Origin of the sequence: Fictibacillus sp. KU28468, from assembly GCF_026153615.1 — a bacterium.
GTDB lineage: Bacteria > Bacillota > Bacilli > Bacillales > Fictibacillaceae > Fictibacillus_C > Fictibacillus_C marinisediminis.
Map to the genome: position 1 here is coordinate 3,555,648 of NZ_CP110666.1, position 17,256 is coordinate 3,572,903.

The following is a 17,256-nucleotide window of genomic DNA, read 5'->3' on the forward strand; positions in this document are numbered from 1 at the left end:
TTAATTTGATAGATTCCGTTTTAATGCCGCACATTCCATTTCGGTCTTTTATCATGGGAAAAGAAACTGTTTCGCTGTTTTCGGTGTTCAATCCTGTCCTCACAGAAGCGGTTGGCTGCCTCCATGGTAGATAGATTCTGTTCCTTGCTCTGTTTATAGATTGCCAGAAGAGAATCATAGATGGCTCTTGTCTGGTTCAGCACACGGCCCTTATTCGGTCCGTAAAGCTCATCAGCGACCTGGATTAACCCTCCGGCGTTCACGATATAGTCTGGTCCGTAAAGGATTCCTTTCTGCTGAAGATAGATTCCGTGTTTGTCTTCAAGCAGCTGGTTGTTTGCACTTCCGACAACCGCTTTGACCTTGAGCCTGTCGATGGTTTCGTCATTGACAATACCTCCAAGTGCACAAGGAACAAATATATCAGCGTTCACTCCGTAAATTTCATCCCCTTCAACAACTTCAACCGTTCCCGGAAGAAGCTCCGCCCGGTCCACGATACTCTTTAGCGCCTGCTGGTTAATATCGGTGACGTACACATGGGCACCGGCAGCGACAAGCTGCTCCGCTACCTTATAGCCAACTTTTCCAAGCCCCTGTACGCTGTAGGACATACCGGAAAGATCTTCTGAGCCATACAGCGCCTGGATGGTTGCTCGAAGCCCGTATATGACACCCTGTGCAGTAGGGACGGACGAATCCCCGCTTCCTCCATATTCATCCGGCACACCTACTATACAAGACGTTTCTTTCAGGGCATGCACGAAGTCATCCGGTGTTGTCCCCATATCTGTGCCTGTATAAAAGCGGCCGTTAAGAGAATCTACGAATTGGCCGAAAGCACGGAATAATGCCGGAGATTTATCTGTTGTCGGATCGCCGATGATCACCGACTTTCCTCCCCCAAAATCCACGTCTGCTCCAGCACACTTGTACGTCATCCCCCTTGACAGCCGAAGTACATCCTCAAGTGCTTCATCCGTTGATTTATACGGGCGCATTCTGCAGCCGCCAAGTGCCGGCCCAAGCGTGGTGTTATGTATAGCAATAATGGCTTTTAAGCCGGTGGCCGGATCGTTGCAGAATACAACCTGTTCATGCTGCGATATCTTTTCAAACATGCTTACTCCCCCTTGGTGATCCTTTATCTCTTTGGCGCTTTAAAGTAAGCGCTTTCATTTTATGGCATTTAGATTGTCATTTCATGCAGTTTCTGAGAGATTTTTTCTTTTGGAAGAATGTATTGTGTGACCTCTCCCTCTCCTACTGTTGCTTTTTCATTTCTTACTTCAACTTTGCATATCACAGCCCTTCCTTTTAGTTCTGTAAGGGTTGCTTTTATTTCAAGCTTCATTCCTTCAGGTGTAGGCGCTAGATGGGAAGCTTTGATTCCTCCACCGATTCCTTCCTCATCTTCTTCAAGGTAAGGCAGAATAATCTGCCTCGCCGCCCATTCCATATGATAGACCATGGATACGGTGGAATAAGCAGGATGAACGAGTTTTCCTTCGAATTGCGCAAACATATCTGGTGTCACTACAGCTGTAATGGTTGCTGTATCACCGATTTTCATTCCTGGTTTCATGACATCACCTCTTAATAGATACATCCATTCGTTAGACCGCAGACAATGAGGACATATTCCAGCTAATGGTCCATGCCCTCATTTATTCATTCGTTTAAACACGATAATTATATAACGTTTTCTTAACGTAATGATATCATTTTGTTGAATAGTCAGTCAATGAATAGCCTGAAGATTTCATATCTATACAATATAGCAAGACTATGAAAAAATAAAAACCAGAAGGAGTGAAAATATGGAAAAGTGTCTTTTATGCCAGCCATTCGGGCTGGAGGATCAGGAGATTGTGTTCGAAAACAAAACGTGTCTGTATATCCAAAGCCCGCAAAACCAGACGATCCTTGAAGGAAGCGGATTGATCATTCCAAAAGCTCACCGGCCGTCTGTCTTTGATCTTACACAGGAAGAATGGAATGATACCTATAGTCTTTTGGCCTTCGCTAATGCTTATCTTGATCGAACACTGAAGCCGGATGGCTATAATATCGGTTGGAACAGCGGCGAAATTGGCGGCCAGCATATCCTGCATGCCCATCTTCACGTTATTCCCCGTTTTTCAGATGAACCTTACGCGGGGCGAGGAATTCGCTCCTGGCTCAAAAGCCCCTTCAATAAACGCCCTCAAAACGTATAAAAAGCTGTGTTCCAGCCGGAACACAGCTTTAGTTTCGCCTCGTGATTTATGAAAGAAGAGCCCTGTCGCTCGCCATCTTTTCTCCTCTTATGCGCTGAAACTCATTGAGAAGAATTTCTACGGTTAGAGACTTTTTGCTGACTTCATCGACATCCAGGATGATTTGCCCTTTATCCATCATAATCAGCCGGTTGCCAAGATCGATCGCCTGCTGCATGTTATGAGTGACCATTAAGGTAGTAAGCCCGTGTGCGGCCACAATCTCCTTCGTTAGCTCCGTAATGAGCGCCGCACGGGAAGGATCAAGTGCTGCTGTATGCTCGTCCAAAAGCAGGATATCGGGCTCTGTAAAAGTTGCCATAAGCAGGGACAGCGCCTGGCGTTCACCTCCGGATAGCAGGCCGACTTTAGCCGTAAAACGGTTTTCCAGGCCCAAATGAAGAGACTTTATTGCTTCCTTAAAGAAGTCCCTGGATTTTCTCGTAATCCCCCGTTTAAGAGTTCTTCTCTTATTGCGCGCGTAAGCCATCGCCAGATTTTCCTCAATCGTCATCGTCGGAGCCGTTCCCGCCATCGGGTCCTGAAAGACCCTTCCAATAAACTTGGAACGTTTATGTTCAGGCAAAGAAAGTATGTTTTTTCCTTTAATCATAACCTGGCCTGCATCGGGAAACAGTACACCTGAAATAACATTCATTAAGGTTGATTTTCCCGCTCCGTTGCTCCCGATAACTGTGACAAAATCTCCAGGTTCGAGTTGCAGGTTGATGTTCGACAGGCCGATTTTTTCATCGGGTGTGTCTTCGTTAAAGATTTTATGAACCGAATTTAGATGCAGCAATTTCTTCACCCTTTCTGTCCATAGTCTGATGGTTCAGCTGCTTTCTCCTCGTTTTCCTCGCCTGTTCCTTTCTCGCTTCCAGCAGTTTAGGAAGGACAAGAGAGCAGACAACGATCAGCGCTGTAATCAATTTCAAATCACCCGTTTCAAAAAATTCAATCTGCAGGGCAAAGGCAATGATGATGCGATAAACAACGGCCCCTAAAACAACCGCAAGCGTTGCACGGGCAATGGACTTTGTTCCGAACAAAGCTTCACCGATAATGACAGAAGCGAGTCCGATAATAATCATGCCAATCCCCATCCCGACGTCAGCAAAACCTCCGTATTGGGCGATGAGTGCACCAGCAAAAGCGACAAGAGCGTTTGACAACCCCAGCCCAAGAACCGTTAAGCCATCCGTGTTTGCCGAAAAACTTCGGATCATCCGCTTATTGTCTCCAGTCGCCCGGAGTGCCAGCCCAATCTCCGTTTTCAGGAACCAGTCAGCTGCAAATTTGATAAGAATCGTCACGATCGCCATGACAAAAAAGATGCCCCAGGTTTTTGGAAGACTATCTCCCAGTCCAATAGCTGTGAACAGCTTATTGAACATGCTGTCGAGCCCAAGTTTCTGCCAAAAGGAAGTGATTAAAGTAAATGCTGTATCTTCTCCCAGAAGCGGTACATTTGAACGCTGATCCATAATCCGGAGGTTGATGGAGTAGAGGGCGATCATCATGAGAATTCCGGATAGGAGCGGATTAATTTTTCCTTTGGTATGTAAGATTCCTGTTATACAGCCTGCGATAAATCCAGCGAGTATTCCTGCCATCGTGGCAATAAAAGGGTTCTGTCCGTGGACTATTAAACTGGCAGATATCGCTGCACCTGTTACAAAACTTCCGTCTACCGTTAAGTCTGGAAAGTCCAGGATACGGAACGAAAGGTATACACCGAGTGCCATAATGGCATAGATCACACCTGATTCCAAAGCGCTAAAGAGTGCAAACATCTGTATTCCTCCCCTAAAAAGCGTTTGTCTTTATAAACTGCATACGGTTGGCTCTTTCCCTTTGCCATCGAAAAAAACGTGCTGGATTTGACCAAAAGCGATGTGTCAAACCCAACACGGGAGACTTACTTTGTATATTCAGCCATTGAGTCCCATTCAGTTTTCAGTTTGATGTTCATGGCTTTTGCAGCTTTCTTATTGATGACGAGTTTCAGCTTTTGAGGGTATTGCACCTTAATTTCGCTAGGCTTCTTTTTCCCTTTCAAAATGTCCGCTGCCATCTGCCCGGCTTCATAGCCGATGTCATAATAATCGAATCCGTATGCGGCGAAGGCTCCGCGTTTTACAGAATCAAGCTCACCTGCAAACATCGGTATATCTTTGTCTTCAGCCACACTGATAACGGATTCGAGGGCAGATACTACTGTATTGTCGGTAACGATATAAAAAACATCCGCACGTCCAACGAGTGATTCTGCAGCCTGCTTCACATCCGCAGAGGTTGAGACACTGACTTCCACTGGTTTCAGATTAGATTTCTCAAGCGCTTTTTTCACAAGGTCTACCTGGGCAACAGAGTTCTGTTCTCCTTTGTTGTAAATCAAGCCCACTGTTTTTGCATCGGTCTGTTTGTCAATAAACTCTATCGTTTTTGGGATAGCATCAGGATGAGTATCCGTCGTTCCAGTAATGTTGTCTCCAGGTTTTTCAAAGCTTTGTACGAGCTTGGCTCCGACTGGATCCGTTACTGAAGTAAATACGATCGGAATGTCTTTTGTAGCGTTAAGAGCATGCTGGGCACTCGGTGTGGAGTTGGCAAAAATGAGATCTACTTTTTCACCCACAAGATTCTTGGCAATCGTCTGAGAATTGTTTGGATCTCCTTGCGCTAGCTGGACATCATACTTTACATTTTTCAGTCCGCTGGCAGAAATAGCTTTTTTAAAGCCCTTATAGGCCGCATCAAGCGACGGGTGCTCTACAATCTGAGTGACACCAATCTTGATTTCCTTGCCGCCTTTTTCCTCACTGTTCGTTTCTTTCGATGTTCCGCAGCCTGCCAGCAGCACCATACCAGCCAGTGAAACACCAAGTAAACCTTTCCACTTCTTCATTCTCTTTTTCCCCCTTTTTACTAAAGCAGACATCTCCCTATCTCGTTGCAGCACTGGTTGAACGGTCATGCCTCTAGTAAATTTTTCGAACTATTTACAAAATTAATTATATTATAAATTCTTTTCCTTTTAAAGGTCTGTTCCTTGTTTTTGCCAGCTAGAAAGCTCGCTGCTCTTGCGGCTGATGGCCAGTCCGGCATCTTTCATCATTTTCTGTATCAGCTCGCTTGCTGAAGGCATGTCTTTAATCAATCCTGCAATCTGCCCGCTGTTGATGAATCCTTGCTCAAAGTCACCCTTTATTGCGCCTGCAATGTGCTGGTCTTCCGTCGTCAGTGCATTAAATTCTTCGAGCGTAATGCCTTCTGATTCCTTCGATAGCAGTCTCTCGGCATAAGGAGCTTTCATCACTCTGCGGATTCTTCCGACAGAACGGCCGACAACAACTGTATCCCGGTCATCTGCCTGAATGAGCGCTTCTTTATAGCGCAGGTGGAACGGAGCTTCTTTAACTGCTATGAATCTCGTACCGAGCTGCACACCCTCTGCCCCGAGCATCATGGCGGCCGCTACACCTCGTCCATCCCCGATGCCGCCAGCTGCGATCAGCGGAATCTTGATCGCATCGGCTACCTGCGGAATGAGCGTCATCGTTGTTGTTTCAAAAGGAGAATTCAAACCAGCTGCCTCATATCCTTCTGCGACAATGAGGTCTGCTCCGGCGTCTTCTGCCTTTTTCGCATGATAAACAGAAGCGGCCACGCAAATGACTTTAATGCCGTGTTCCTGCAGCTTGCGAATGTAGGGGGCGGGATTTCCAGCTGATAAAGAAACAACGGGTACATGGTGCTTGATGATCAGCTGAAAGATTTCTTTTACGTTGGATGCCACAGTGAGCGGAACATTGACAGCGAACGGCATCGATGTTTTCGAAGCTGCCTCCACGATCATCGCTTCTACTTCATCAGGGAGCACCGTCCCTACTCCAATTGTCCCCAGGGCACCTGCGTTTGAGATAGCCGCTGTCAGCTGTGCGTTGCTGACATTCCCCATTCCTCCTTGAATAATGGGATATTGGATGCCTAAAATCTTGCATACAGTGTTCATTTTCTTACTCCTTCCTATGAATCTGTTATACTTTTTATAATCACAGTCAAAACAACAGGGAGGATCTATTCTATGAATTACACATTTAACGGAAAAGAGCCGCAGATTGATGAAAGCGCTTTTATTGCACCAGGCGTACATATCATTGGCGATGTCAAAATCGGCAAAGAATCCAGTATCTGGTTTAACAGTGTCCTTCGCGGGGATGAAGGGCCGATCACCATTGGAGATCGCTGCAATGTCCAGGATAACTGCACATTGCATCTATACGAGCAGTATCCCCTCGTTCTTGAGGATGAAGTGTCGATCGGGCATAATGTTATCCTTCATGGCTGCACGGTCAGAAAGGGTGCACTGATCGGAATGGGTGCACTGATCGGAATGGGTGCGACAATCCTCGACGGTGCCGAGATTGGTGAACAAGCCTTTATCGGAGCAAACACCCTTATCCCTCCCGGAAAAAAGATTCCGCCCCGTACCATGGTCATGGGTTCTCCCGGCCAAGTCATTCGGGAGTTGAATGACAAAGACCTGGAGATTATCCGAATAACCATTGAAACGTATCAGCAAAAAGGGCAGCAGTTTAAGCAGGAGCTAAAATAATGGAAATAAAAAGCACTTTCCCGCTCAGGATGAAAGTGCTTTTTGTTTACAAATCTACAGTTCCTGAATGAGCGGGTGGTTCAGCGCGTTGTAAGATTTGTCTCTTTTCAGTTCGTTTCCTTCTTGATAGATCTCCTCGAAAAAGCGGCTGGAAGGACCCGCGAGTGTTCTGTAATAATCTCCAAATAAGGAGGCTGCATAATCTCCGAGCCAGTCGGATGGGAGAAGTTCTTGAGGAAGCCCGGGATCAACAAACAGGAACTTGCGGTATTCATGGACGAGCTTTGTTCGTTCTACAAAGCACTCGCCATCTGTCATCTCGCCCTTTTCAATCTTATTCTTATCAATCACATACTTTTGGGAGTACGTCTTGATAAACTCATCATATTTCCGGTTAGTATCCGCCAAGTCCCAGCACTCATTCACGAGCTGTGCGTTCTCATGAGGTCCTTCATAAGTTGCCGTGAAAAAGTGGACAAAATCCTGGATTTCATATTTCTCCATCATCTGCTTGATCTGTTCTTTCTGGTTGTTGGGAGAAATCCAGAAGCTGTTGGCCAAAAGACCGAATCCGCTCCATACCAATTCTTTTCTTAACTCGTCCCTGATGCTTCTTTTTTCTTCGGGAATGGTATACGTAAACATGTACCAAGTACCGTCCCATTTTTCGGGCTGCAGCTTAAAAATCCGTTTTGCAGCTTCATCCATCCGTCTTGCTCCGCGCGGGGTTAAGTAATAATAGCTCTTGTTCCCCTGCTTGCGCGAAACGATCCAGCCCTGTTTGTTCATACGGGAGATGGCTGCCCTTACCGCCTGTTCGTTATGGCCGAACTCCTCAAGAAGGCGGATCAGGCTTCCAATCCATATTTCATTGCCATAGTGGCGTATGTAATCTCCATACAGCGTAAAAATCATTGAACGCGTGTTTAAACTGTTTTGCATGACTCTCCCTCATTTGCTTTACTGTCAATTTAGATGACTCTTATCCTACCAAAACACATAGAGCAGAACAAGCTATCCAGGTAAAATCTACTCTCCTTTAAAAACAGGAGGTCTTTTTTCACTGAAGGCATCAAGCGCCTCCACTCTGTCTTTTGTAGGAATGGTCACTTCATAGGCTTTGGCCTCGATCGCAAGCCCTGTCTGCAGGTCGGTTTCCATCCCGTGCTTGATGGAGTACTTTGCCTGCTGCACAGCGATCGGTCCGTTCTTCAGGATGGCGGCAGCATATTCTACACATGCCGGCAACAGTTCTTCTCTCGTCACCGCTTTATTCAGAATGCCGTATTTCCAGGCTTCATCAGCCTTCATTTTCTTGGCTGTCAGAATAAGCTCCATCGCTTTAGCCTGCCCAATTAATCGCGGAAGCCGCTGTGTTCCACCTGCACCCGGAATAATCGCCCAGCTAAGCTCAGTCAGACCCATGGAAGCTGACTCAACGGAAACTCTAATGTCGCATGCAAGCGCCAGTTCAAACCCGCCGCCGAACGCATGGCCGTTAATCGCGGCGATTGTAGGCTGCGGAAGCGCCTCAACCGCAGAAAATACATCACGGATTTTTCGTACGTTGCGTTTAACATCGGCCTCTGAGAGGGTGCGCCGCTCTTTGAGGTCCGCTCCTGCGCTGAAGGCTTTCTCTCCTGCCCCTGTAAAAATAACAACACGGACATTTTGATTATGATGGATCTCATCAACAACCTCACCGAGCCGCTGAAGTGTTCGATAGTTAAAGCAGTTCAGCACTTCAGGACGGTTTAACGTAACATAAGCGATATGGTCTTTTACTTCATAAAGAATAGCTTCTGACATTTCATTCTCTCCTTACTCCTCTATATTTTCAACGACGGCAGCGATGCCCTGGCCCACTCCGATGCACATCGTTGCCAGCCCATGCTTTACGTTTCGTTTCTTCATCTCATGAATTAGCGTCGTAAGGATTCTTGCACCGCTCGCTCCAAGCGGATGTCCAAAAGCAATCGCGCCGCCGTTTACATTTACCTTTTGCTGATCAAGCTCCAGCTGTTTTATGCACTCCAGAGATTGGGAGGCAAATGCTTCATTCAGTTCGATCAGACCAAGCTCCTCCAGCGTGATGCCCGCCCGCTGCACCGCTTTTCTGCTCGCTTCAATCGGCCCCAGCCCCATAACTGAAGGCTCCAGACCGGAAACAGCAGAAGCCTTATAGCGCGCCAGAGGTTTCACGCCCAATTCCTTTGCTTTTTCAGCGCTCATCATCAACAGCACAGCTGCACCGTCATTCACTCCGGATGCATTTCCTGCAGTGATCGTGCCGCCGGCAAACAAAGGTTTGAGCCCTGACAATTTTTCAGCTGTAGTACCTGGTCTAGGATGCTCATCCTTATCAAAAATGGTTTCATTGCCTTTTCTATCCTTTAAAACTACAGGAATGATTTCTTCGTTAAACCGCCCTGCTTCTATCGCTTTCTGGGCCCTGTGCTGGCTCTCTGCCGCAAAGCTGTCCTGCGCCTCACGGGAAATTCCACAGCGCTGCGCCACATTTTCAGCCGTCTGCGGCATGGAGTCCGTTCCATACTTTTCATTAAGGAGCGGGTTGATGAACCGCCAGCCGATTGTTGTGTCAAACATCTTCATGTCGCCGCGCGGAAATTCCGCATCCGGCTTCGCCATTACGAAAGGTGCTCTTGTCATACTTTCCGTCCCGCCGACAATGAAGATATCTCCCTCATTCGCCATGATGGCCCTTGCTCCATAGATGACGGCATCAAGTCCGGAACCGCACAATCGATTGATCGTCGTACCGCCAACCTCGACAGGAAGGCCTGCCAGTAACGCGGCCATGCGGGCTACGTTCCGGTTATCCTCTCCTGCACCATTTGCGTTTCCAAGAATAACTTCTTCAACCTCTGCAGCTGGTACATTCGGATTTCTCTCCAGTAACGCCTTAATGGCAATACTTGCAAGGTCATCCGGCCGGACGTTTTTCAACCCGCCTTTGTAGCGGCCGATGGGCGTCCTCACTGCATCGACAATAACGGCTTCTCTCATTTGGTTACGCCGCCCTTCTCGATCATATAATCATAGACGCCGCGTCCGGTCTTGCGGCCAAGTCTTCCCGCTTTCACATATTTAACAAGAAGCGGACATGGACGGTATTTTTCACCGAGGGTCTGATGAAGATAGTTTAAGTTGTTAAGCCGTGTATCCAGACCGACAAGATCGCCAAGTTCAAACGGCCCCATCGGATAGTTTAAACCAAGCCTGATCGCTTTATCGATTTCTTCAGGGGTACCTACACCTTCCTGAAGCATAAAGAACGCTTCGTTTCCGACCATCGCCGAAATCCGGCTCGTTACAAAGCCAGGAAACTCGTTAACAATGACCGTTTCTTTTCCCATCCGCTCTGCTGCTTCTTTTACCGCCGCTGCTGTTTCATCGCTCGTTTCATGCCCCCTTACAATCTCAACAAGCGGCATCTTGTGGACCGGGTTGAAAAAGTGCATAGCGACGACCTTTTCAGGACGCTGCGTAAATGAACCGATTTCAGTCGGGCTCATAGTCGATGTATTTGTAGCTAAAAAGCAGTGATCTGGTGCTGCTTTGTCCAGCTCTGTGAATACAGCCTTTTTAATCTCAAGATTTTCCGGAACGGCTTCAATGACCAAGTCAGCCTGGCTTGCCGCTTCCGAAAGATGGCTGGAGTAAGAAAGCCGATTTTTCGCCGTTTCAGCTTCTTCTGCACCCAGCTTTCCTCTGGCAACACCTTTTGAAAAAATGGCTTCTATTTCACGTTCCGCGTTTTTTAGCGCTTCCTCCTGAACATCAACCAGCTGCACATGGAAGCCCCCTACTGCTGCACTGTAGGCAATTCCTCTGCCCATTACTCCTGATCCGACAACAACGATGGATTGCATCAATGGTATCTCCTCCACATTCCTTGAATGTTGCAAAAGCGAGCCCTGCTGCAGCCCGCCTTTTTTATTTTTCAGCTATATATAGATCCTCGAATGTTTGTCTTCCTGAAGGAATAGAAGCTAGTTAGAACCAGCCACATTCCAGCATACAATCTATTTCCCTGAAAACACGGGCTTGCGTTTTTCCATAAATGCGGTAACCCCTTCTTTATGGTCCTGGGTGCCGCCCGCTGTTTTCTGTGCAAGTGCCTCATATTCCAGCACTTCGTTTAAATCGCTCTCCCAGCTTTTATTCATGTATCGTTTGATCAGACCGATTGCTTTCGTCGGCATATTCGCCAATCTCACCGCAAATGTCTCCACTTCCTGAACAAAAACTTCATCGGATACAACCTTTGTGACAAGACCCAACTCTTTTGCCTGTTCAGCAGAAATTTTCTCGCCTAAAACAGCAAGTTCCATGGCTTTTGCATGTCCGACAAGCCTCGGAAGGAAGTACAGATTGCCTGAATCGGGCACAAGCCCTACATGGATGAACGCTTCGATAAAGCTCGCTTTTTCAGAAGCCACCCTGAAGTCACAGGCAAGTGCCAGACTCATTCCGGCGCCGGCTGCCACTCCGTTTACAGCAGCGATGACCGGCTTCTCAATGGAAACAAGCGCCTGGACCATTGGATTATAGCCTTGGCGGAGAACCTCTCCGTAGTCAGGATTGTCGCTTCCGCCGAGATCCTGGCCGGAGCAGAACGCACGCCCTGCGCCAGTGATAACGATGGCACGGACTTCTTCATCTTTGCTGGCCGTTTTTAACGCAGAAAGCATCTCTTTATGCATCACACTCGTGAACGCGTTGAGCTTGCCGGGCCTGTTCAGTGTAATCCAGGCTACTCCGGCTCTTGTTTCGTACATGATCGTTTCAAACATCAGCGCTCCTCCTTATTTCCCCTTGAAATTAGCCCGCCGTTTTTCAGCAAAAGCTTTCATGCCTTCCTTCTGGTCTTCAGAAGAAAACAGCAGATAGAAATTTTTTCTTTCAAACTGCATGCCGTCGAGAACAGAGTCATCGACCGCTTTATAGACCGTCTCTTTAATCAACCGTAAGGAGAGCGGTGCTTTGGAGGCGATGGTACGTGCAAATTTCATTGCTTCTTCTAACACGAGTTCAGGAGCTACTACCCTGTTGATCACCCCGTGCTGATGAGCCTCCTTCGCAGTCATCGGTTCACCGAGCCACAGCCATTCCAGTGCTTTTTTCTGCCCCATGAGCTTGGTCAGCTTGACTGTTCCTCCTGCACCAGGCATCACGCCAAGCTTGATTTCCGGAAAACCGAACTGTGCTTTTTCAGAAGCAAAAAGGATGTCACAGCACAGCGCAAGCTCAAACCCGCCGCCGAAACAAAATCCGCTTACCGCTCCGATAATCGGCTTCTTGATGGTGTGCAGCTGGTCCCAATCCTTGAACTGGTTAAGCAGTTCAAGCGTAATGGCATCGTCATTCATCATTTCATCGATATCGGCTCCGGCCGCAAATGCCCGGTCGTTTCCGGTTAGAACGATCGCTTTCACTTGGTCATCACGGTCATATTGCTCAAAAGCAGACAGAAGCTCTGACACCATGCTTCGGTTGATGGCGTTAAGCACTTTGGGGCGGTTAAGCTCAATCAGCGCAATACCCTCTTCTACTTTTGACGTTATCGTTGTGAAATTACTCATTAACTTCCTCACCGATCATCAATGTAACGAGGTCTCCGGCAAAAGACATCAAGTCTTTGCCCGAAGCTTTTCCTTCAGCTGATTTCATCCCTGCTTTTAAGGATTCATGATCGTCATAATACATTTCACAGAGCAAGTAGTATTTGCTTTCTCCCATTGGGGAGCCTACAATCTTTGTTACTTCCATTTTGCGAAGCCCTGGAATCTTTTTCGTTACTTCTGTATGTGTACCGAAATAATGGTCATCAAATCTTTCCTTGTTCTCCGGAGTTTTATAAAGTGCGATCAATTTTACCATTTGTATCTTCCTCTCGACTGTATATTTATTGGTTCGTCATAATAAGACAGCATTACATCATTTCTATAAAACTGGCTGTTCCCCTTTTTCTTTTTGGCTGTTTTCGTAACCTTTGGTGCTCTTGGAAGGCGGTTGATCTCCGTTTCAGGCTGCTCGCTTTAACCGGCGTAAACGCCTACTTTCGCGGGGCGTACGGAGAGCCCCGTGGCGCAAGCGCCGCCTTGGTCTCACCTGTCACGCTTCATCCCGCCGGAGTCTCGCACCTTGCACTCCAATCAACTTGTCAATGAAGCTCTTTACACTCATAAGCAACATTTTTTTGAAAAGAGCCTTCTTTTTCAGTTCATATCCGCTACAGGCTTCATCGCTTCAAAAGGGTTTTTACAAGACTTGCAATATAGGATGCTGCGGCAAGCGGTCGGGCCGAAGATATTCTCCATGGTTACATATGAGGAGCCGCAATACGGACAATCGATGCTCCACGGTTCCCCCATCACATGATTTGCCGGTGGAGGCGCAATCCCAAACTCTTTTAATCTCTCTTTGCCTTCTTCAGTAATCCGGTCTGTTGTCCAAGCCGGCGTGTAGACAAACTCCACATGAACCTCCTTCACACCTTCTACAGCACGGGCAGCCTGTTTAATATCTCTTTCAATGATATGAAGGGCCGGACAGCCAACGAACGTAGGCAGCGCTTTGATGAGTACAGAGCCTTCTCTTTCCTCAACGTCTTTAATCATTCCCAGGTCCAGTATGCTTACAGAAGCAATCTCCGGGTCTTTTACATCTTTGAGGGCTGAGATTACTTTTTCTTTGAGATTCATAGATTGTATAACCATGCTGTCTCTCCTTTCCGGTCCTGCGTTTTGTTACCAGCCGGAAGCCGGGTTAGTGGCAAACACTTCTGAAAGAGTGGAAAGGGCTTCAGCAAGATCAGGCGTATGCTCGCCTTTCCGGCCGTTTCCGCTTTCAATCAGCGGCTCTCCTGGTACTGTTATACCGGTTTCCGAGAATACTTTCTCAATCCTGTTAAGCCAGCGTTTCTTCAGAAGCGGTTCATCTTCTATTAATCCAGCTTTTACAATCTCTCCATAAAATGGTCCCAGCGTAAGTACTCCGCCAAAATCTCTCCATACTCTATCCACTGCTGACAGCATGCGTTGCTTCGCATCTTCTGTGCTCATTACAAGCTGCTTGAACCAAATATCCCAGTGCATCAAATGGTAATACTGCTCTGTCATGATTTTCTTCGCTGCATTGGCCAGCGGTTCGCAGGAAGACATTCTCAGCGATTCCAGACGGATGTGTTTGTGGACCGCATAAAAATAGTTTCTTACGACGGCAAATGCCCAGTCATAGTCCGGTTTATCAAGATAGGTCCCGCTTCCGTTCACCCTTTCAAGCAGGATGGCATTGCGGAACTCTTCGGGTTTTCTGAGATGCGCAATGCGGTCCGCTTCTCCTTCACCAAGGTCCTCCAAAAGGTGGTAGTACATTGAGGCATGCCCCATCATGTCCTGGTTAATGGAAGAGAACGCAACGTCTTCTTCGATATGGGGGGCGAGTCCAAGCCATTCCGATCCTCTGTAAGCCAGGATAAAGTCATCATCTGCCAGTTGATAGATCAATTCCTTGAGCGCTTTTTTTTCTTGTTGGTTTAATGTTTCTCCGGTCATCGGCTCTCTTCCCTTCCGCCCATGATGTGCTGTTCTGTAAACTGTTCCTGATTGTAGTCACGCCATTTTTTCTTCAGGTAGCCGTATCCTTTGGTTTCTCGATAATCTTTATCCAGCCTCTTCAGCATCTCTCTTTCACCTTGCGATAAGCCGCGGATGTTCTCCCGTTTGACGACCCAAATGTCAGCCACTGTCTCTCTGCGGAAGAAATTTTCCTTTGCCATGACAAGAGCCATATCTGCGTTCGGCGCAAGCAGGCTGAACTGATGCTGAAAAGGAGCTTTATCTGTCTTCTTGCTGAACACTTCATACACGTTATAAAATTGGTTTCCTTGTTCGCTCATTCGTTATCCACTCTCCTCCGCTTTTAGATCGCCTTTTGGGCGGCAAGTGCCTCCCGAACCCAGCTGTTGTTGTCATATGAACTTCTTCTCAAATCCAATCGTTCCTGGGAACGCGGCCCATTTCCTGAAACAATCTGTTTAAATTCATTCCAGTCGACATCCTGATACACCCACATCTGTGTCTCTTCATCAAAGTGGATCGTTTCATCTGGAATGGTAAGGCCGAGCGCCCAGACGCGCGGAATATATTTGGTGAAGAACTCCTGGCGAAGATCTTCATTTGTTTTCGTCCGGATTTTATACATGATGTTCTTATCGGCGTTCGAATTGCCCGTTTCTTTTGCTGACTTCGGACCAAAGAACATGATCAGTGACGTCCACCAGCGGTTAAGGGAATCCTGCAGCAATGCTCGCTGTTCAGGCGTACCTTCAGCAAGGGCTAAAATAATGCTCTCGCCATGCTGAGCATGGAAGACTTCTTCTGCGCAAATACGCTTTAACGCTCTTGCGTATGGCCCGTATGATGAATCGAGCATCATGCTCTGCGAGATGATGGCTGCCCCGTCCACTAGCCAGGCGATCATTCCGGCATCCCCCCAAGTCGGTGCATCCATATGAAAGACGTTGTGAAATTTCAGACGGCCGGAGAACAGATCCTGCATGATGTCTTCTCTTGTTTTCCCGAGAGGAGCCATGAGATCCTCCGCAACACGCAATAAGAGCTGGCCGTGCCCCATTTCATCCTGCACTTTCGCCATAATCGCTAATTTACGGTGAAGGGATGGTGCTTTTGGTACCCATTCCTTTTCTGGAAGCGCTCCCATTATTTCCGAAATGCCATGCATAGAAATGAGACGTATGAGATTTGTTCTATAATCATCCGGCATCCAATCATCGGCTTCTATCTTTTCACCGTTGTTGATTCGATCCATAAAATGCTGGTGCTTTTCATCGTTTGTTAACTGTTCAAAGCTGAGACCTGCCTGCACAATAAGCCCCTCCTAATTACATTACGTTTATTTACCGTTATTATAAAATATCGTCATATAAATAACAACCAACTATACACCTAATTGAGCGGTTTTATGTCTGACGACCCGAACCGCCTTCCCTTCAGACCTTGGAATGGAGCCCGGAGGAAACAGATGGATCTCGAGATTTACAAGACAGCTGCTTTTAACCGCATGTTTGATTCGGTCTTTTAAAGATTCCAATTCCACATGGTCTAGGTTTTGTTCCATGCGTGTGAAACAAGCTTCTGTAATCTCTACGTGAAGCTGAACATTCTCTTTAAAACCGTCTGCATGAACGTGGAGCTGATAATGAGGAACAAGATCCTCTGCTTTCAGAAGACAGTTCTCAATTTCGGATGGAAAAACGTTGACACCGCGGATAATGAGCATATCATCAATCCGGCCTTTAACACGTGACATCCTGACGGAAGTGCGTCCACAGACGCATTTTCCCGTACGAAGCGAAGCGATATCACCTGTGCGGTACCTTATGACAGGGAAGGCTTCTTTCGTTAAACTAGTAAACACAAGCTCGCCCGTTTCTCCCTCTGGAACTGGTTCAAGTGTGTCAGGGTCGATCACTTCAACAAAAAATTGGTCATCCATGATGTGAAGTCCGTCCTGTGCTTCATGGCACTCCATGGCTACACCCGGCCCCATCACTTCACTGAGTCCATAGATGTCCATCGCTTTAATATTCAGCTTTTCTTCTAGAGCAGTCCTCATCTCCTCTGACCAAGGCTCTGCACCAAATATGCCGTATTTTAAGGAAGTAGCGCGAGGATCCTTGCCCATTTTCTCCATCTTTTCTGCAATAGTCAGGATATAGGACGGAGTTCCGCAGATCACCTCTGGCTTAAAGTCTTCAATGAGCAGGATTTGGCGTTCCGTGTTGCCTCCAGAAACCGGGACCGTCACCATCCCAAGACGTTCAGAACCGAAATGAAGGCCAAGCCCTCCGGTAAACAGTCCGTAACCGTAAGCGTTATGAAGGAATTTGCCCGGCTCTCCTCCGCCAATCGCAATACACCGTGCCACCATTTCGCTCCAGTTTTCAATATCCCTCGCAGTATAACCGACAACAGTAGGCTTGCCGCTCGTTCCCGAAGAAGCATGAACGCGTGTCAGCTCTTTTGTCTCCACGGCAAAAAGGCCAAAGGGGTAATGATCCCTAAGATCCTTTTTTACGGTGAATGGCAATATTTTTATATCTTCCAGCGTATGAATATCCTCAGGCGCTATCCCTTTTTCCACAAATGCTTTTCGGTAAAAAGGCACATTCTCATATACCTTCCCAGCTGTTTCCTTAAGTCTTGATAACTGAAGTTCCTGCTTTTCCCCTCGTTCCATGCATTCCATTTCCCGATCAAAGATCAACTTCATTCACCTCTTCTTTAATTTGTAAGCCCTTTCATTTTTAATAATTACGTATGACGTTTT

The 17,256-nt window shown here is 47.1% G+C and carries 20 protein-coding genes; 2 read left to right on the plus strand and 18 right to left on the minus strand.

Annotated features, from left to right (window positions below):
- Window positions 1–20 precede the first annotated feature (20 nt).
- Both OKX00_RS18665 and OKX00_RS18670 read right to left on the minus strand, forming a co-directional pair.
- A complete protein-coding gene (locus OKX00_RS18665) occupies window positions 21–1,121 on the minus strand; it encodes a Leu/Phe/Val dehydrogenase (protein ID WP_265408408.1) in 1,101 nt (366 codons plus the stop codon).
- A 68-nt stretch (window positions 1,122–1,189) separates the two neighbouring features.
- Window positions 1,190–1,585 carry a thioesterase family protein gene (locus OKX00_RS18670; RefSeq protein WP_265408409.1) on the minus strand — a complete coding sequence of 132 codons (396 nt, stop codon included), beginning with the start codon at window positions 1,583–1,585 and terminating at the stop codon, window positions 1,190–1,192.
- A 235-nt stretch (window positions 1,586–1,820) separates the two neighbouring features.
- Between OKX00_RS18670 and OKX00_RS18675 the strand changes: the two genes are divergently transcribed.
- A complete protein-coding gene (locus tag OKX00_RS18675) occupies window positions 1,821–2,219 on the plus strand; it encodes an HIT family protein (protein WP_265408410.1) in 399 nt (132 codons plus the stop codon).
- A 46-nt stretch (window positions 2,220–2,265) separates the two neighbouring features.
- Here the strand turns inward: OKX00_RS18675 and OKX00_RS18680 are convergent, their stop codons facing one another.
- From OKX00_RS18680 to OKX00_RS18695, 4 genes are all read right to left on the minus strand, one after another.
- Complete coding sequence (locus OKX00_RS18680) at window positions 2,266–3,060, minus strand: ABC transporter ATP-binding protein (protein ID WP_265408411.1); 795 nt, start codon at window positions 3,058–3,060, stop codon at window positions 2,266–2,268.
- On the minus strand, window positions 3,035–4,054 hold the full coding sequence (locus OKX00_RS18685; RefSeq protein ID WP_053355509.1) for an ABC transporter permease: 1,020 nt from the start codon (window positions 4,052–4,054) through the stop codon (window positions 3,035–3,037). The genes OKX00_RS18680 and OKX00_RS18685 overlap by 26 nt, the downstream gene beginning before the upstream one ends.
- Before the next feature lie 125 nt (window positions 4,055–4,179).
- Window positions 4,180–5,169: an ABC transporter substrate-binding protein gene (locus OKX00_RS18690; RefSeq protein ID WP_053355510.1), complete on the minus strand. Its 990-nt coding sequence runs from the start codon at window positions 5,167–5,169 to the stop codon at window positions 4,180–4,182.
- A gap of 129 nt (window positions 5,170–5,298) precedes the next feature.
- Window positions 5,299–6,276 (minus strand): NAD(P)H-dependent flavin oxidoreductase, encoded by a 978-nt coding sequence (locus OKX00_RS18695; RefSeq protein WP_265408412.1) that lies wholly within the window; start codon window positions 6,274–6,276, stop codon window positions 5,299–5,301.
- Between the two features lie 72 nt (window positions 6,277–6,348).
- On the opposite strand from OKX00_RS18695, the gene OKX00_RS18700 reads away from it, so the two are divergent.
- Entirely contained in the window at window positions 6,349–6,879 is a 531-nt protein-coding gene (locus OKX00_RS18700) for a gamma carbonic anhydrase family protein (protein WP_265408413.1), read from the plus strand.
- Window positions 6,880–6,933: 54 nt separating this feature from the next.
- Here OKX00_RS18700 and paaX read toward each other — a convergent pair whose 3' ends face one another.
- The 12 genes from paaX to OKX00_RS18760 all read right to left on the minus strand — a co-directional run bounded on the left by paaX (window position 6,934) and on the right by OKX00_RS18760 (window position 17,190).
- Complete coding sequence (gene paaX / locus OKX00_RS18705) at window positions 6,934–7,821, minus strand: phenylacetic acid degradation operon negative regulatory protein PaaX (protein ID WP_062236571.1); 888 nt, start codon at window positions 7,819–7,821, stop codon at window positions 6,934–6,936.
- A gap of 87 nt (window positions 7,822–7,908) precedes the next feature.
- Complete coding sequence (locus OKX00_RS18710) at window positions 7,909–8,688, minus strand: enoyl-CoA hydratase-related protein (RefSeq protein WP_265408414.1); 780 nt, start codon at window positions 8,686–8,688, stop codon at window positions 7,909–7,911.
- 12 nt (window positions 8,689–8,700) lie between these two features.
- Window positions 8,701–9,906: a thiolase family protein gene (locus OKX00_RS18715; protein ID WP_265408415.1), complete on the minus strand. Its 1,206-nt coding sequence runs from the start codon at window positions 9,904–9,906 to the stop codon at window positions 8,701–8,703.
- Window positions 9,903–10,775 (minus strand): 3-hydroxyacyl-CoA dehydrogenase, encoded by an 873-nt coding sequence (locus tag OKX00_RS18720; protein WP_265408416.1) that lies wholly within the window; start codon window positions 10,773–10,775, stop codon window positions 9,903–9,905. The genes OKX00_RS18715 and OKX00_RS18720 overlap by 4 nt, the downstream gene beginning before the upstream one ends.
- 150 nt (window positions 10,776–10,925) lie before the next feature.
- Window positions 10,926–11,696 carry an enoyl-CoA hydratase-related protein gene (locus OKX00_RS18725; RefSeq protein WP_265408417.1) on the minus strand — a complete coding sequence of 257 codons (771 nt, stop codon included), beginning with the start codon at window positions 11,694–11,696 and terminating at the stop codon, window positions 10,926–10,928.
- 12 nt (window positions 11,697–11,708) lie between these two features.
- Window positions 11,709–12,485, minus strand: coding sequence for an enoyl-CoA hydratase/isomerase family protein (locus tag OKX00_RS18730; RefSeq protein ID WP_256226640.1), 777 nt, complete (start codon window positions 12,483–12,485; stop codon window positions 11,709–11,711).
- Window positions 12,478–12,783: an EthD family reductase gene (locus OKX00_RS18735; protein WP_256226641.1), complete on the minus strand. Its 306-nt coding sequence runs from the start codon at window positions 12,781–12,783 to the stop codon at window positions 12,478–12,480. The genes OKX00_RS18730 and OKX00_RS18735 overlap by 8 nt, the downstream gene beginning before the upstream one ends.
- A 338-nt stretch (window positions 12,784–13,121) precedes the next feature.
- Window positions 13,122–13,622, minus strand: a complete 501-nt coding sequence (gene paaD, locus OKX00_RS18740) for a 1,2-phenylacetyl-CoA epoxidase subunit PaaD (RefSeq protein ID WP_265408418.1) — start codon at window positions 13,620–13,622, stop codon at window positions 13,122–13,124.
- Between the two features lie 30 nt (window positions 13,623–13,652).
- Window positions 13,653–14,459 (minus strand): 1,2-phenylacetyl-CoA epoxidase subunit PaaC, encoded by an 807-nt coding sequence (gene paaC, locus OKX00_RS18745; RefSeq protein ID WP_265408419.1) that lies wholly within the window; start codon window positions 14,457–14,459, stop codon window positions 13,653–13,655.
- Window positions 14,456–14,803, minus strand: a complete 348-nt coding sequence (paaB, locus tag OKX00_RS18750) for a 1,2-phenylacetyl-CoA epoxidase subunit PaaB (RefSeq protein ID WP_265408420.1) — start codon at window positions 14,801–14,803, stop codon at window positions 14,456–14,458. The genes paaC and paaB overlap by 4 nt, the downstream gene beginning before the upstream one ends.
- Window positions 14,804–14,826: 23 nt before the next feature.
- Window positions 14,827–15,735 carry a 1,2-phenylacetyl-CoA epoxidase subunit PaaA gene (gene paaA, locus OKX00_RS18755; protein ID WP_416054354.1) on the minus strand — a complete coding sequence of 303 codons (909 nt, stop codon included), beginning with the start codon at window positions 15,733–15,735 and terminating at the stop codon, window positions 14,827–14,829.
- Between the two features lie 129 nt (window positions 15,736–15,864).
- Complete coding sequence (locus OKX00_RS18760) at window positions 15,865–17,190, minus strand: phenylacetate--CoA ligase family protein (RefSeq protein ID WP_416054355.1); 1,326 nt, start codon at window positions 17,188–17,190, stop codon at window positions 15,865–15,867.
- Window positions 17,191–17,256 lie beyond the last annotated feature (66 nt).